This is a genomic window from Acidovorax sp. HMWF018 (assembly GCF_003061035.1).
GTDB classification, from domain to species: Bacteria; Pseudomonadota; Gammaproteobacteria; order Burkholderiales; family Burkholderiaceae_C; genus Acidovorax; species Acidovorax delafieldii.
Genome location: NZ_QAIM01000011.1, coordinates 1 through 1,425, shown reverse-complemented (window position 1 = coordinate 1,425; position 1,425 = coordinate 1). Strand labels below are relative to the sequence as shown.

Annotated in this window: 2 protein-coding genes; both read left to right on the top strand. The window is 57.7% G+C overall.

The features are described from left to right. On the top strand, positions 1-766 hold a 766-nt coding region (locus DBR23_RS00335; RefSeq protein ID WP_233250195.1), incomplete at its 5' end, for a hypothetical protein. Between the two features lie 290 nt (positions 767-1,056). Then, positions 1,057-1,362, top strand: coding sequence for a hypothetical protein (locus tag DBR23_RS00330; RefSeq protein WP_108496931.1), 306 nt, complete (start codon positions 1,057-1,059; stop codon positions 1,360-1,362). Positions 1,363-1,425 lie beyond the last annotated feature (63 nt).

Genomic DNA, 1,425 nt, shown 5'->3' with positions numbered 1-1,425 from the left:
GGCGCAAAGATGCGAGAAAACGGCCGCAATTGCATCATCTGAAAAACATCGACCCTGTAGCACTTACGAGTCCGAGTTGTTCAGGACATCCCTAGCGGTGCAAGATGCCGAGGCTGGTCTGATCTGGTCTGTTGGAGGCGTTTGGAGCGCTTCATTGCTATCGCAGTCGCCTGCTCTCATGACGGGGCCGGAGGTTGATGCGCTTCATAAAAAGCACCCGAATGCTCACATCGTTGATGTGATCGTTTATCGTGAAGCCTGCGAGGCGTACAACGCTGGTTTTAATGCTGTGCTAAACCACGACGAGCGCAGCACGCCTGAAAGCCGTCAAGCTGCTCGCAATGCAGGTATTGAATCGCTTGTTCGCGCAGGCTTTCCAGAGAACGCGCTGGAGATTGGCAGAAATGACTATCTCCAGCAAGGAAACGTGGCGAAGCTCACTGAACAAGTAGCCCCAGCCACGAAACTGGTTGAAGTGCGTTTGTCGGCCCTCACGAGGGTCGAATACATGGAGGTCGTTGAGGTGCCTGCGAACATCACGCAAGCGGAGCTTGATGACTTGGTGAACGCGCGTTACCGTCAGGTGGACGGTGGCGAGTTCACGAGCGATCCCGAGTATTGGGAGCGCGGAACCTGCGAAGCCATCGATTCGGACATGCCCGACGCAACGCCAACGATGATGGCGTTCAGGACGGAACATGGCCTGCACATTGAGCGGGCAGATGCTGCCGCCCAGCATATCAGTGGGGCAGGGCGCGCTTCCTAAACCATCCACAAAAAGCGAGTTTTGACGCTCGCATCCAAGAAGTTGCTGCCCTTCTGGGGAGCACCAAGAAGTCCTGCGCCCCTCGGGGTTGCAGGGCTTTCCAAAGCTCCTGAGAGACCGGGTGCTTTGGAAAGCTTTCATCCCCGCCCGCGTAATGCAGGTGGCTTGAAACGGCAGCTGGCCGTGCCTCTCGGGGCGAATTCAGCACATCAGCTCTCACGAGCTTTCATCAACCCTTGCGGGCTCATTCCCGCAGGGGAGGGGCCCGTCTTCTGCTTTGGAGTCGGAACATGCTCAATTCACAAAATCAAGACCTCAACCCTGCTCAGTTGGATGCAGCGCGAACCCCGCGTTGCCAGAAACCTGGCGAGGTCGAGCACCTCTTCGCGGTGCGTGACGCCTACATCTCTGACCTCCGAGCCAAGGGGGTCATTGATGCCAACGATCTGTTGGCGCTGGAACGCACAGGCAAATGCACCGTGGCCAATGACCATTGGCACATCTGCACCAAGGAAGCGCGTGATGCGCTGCTCAACGACGCGCACCATTTCGTGCGCTCCTGTGCAGCCATCGCCGCAGCCAAGGGCGGTCATTGAGTCCTTGAAAGCCCTCGGGCCCAGAGGAATCGAATTCACACAACCCTGCCGGGTATCCCTCCC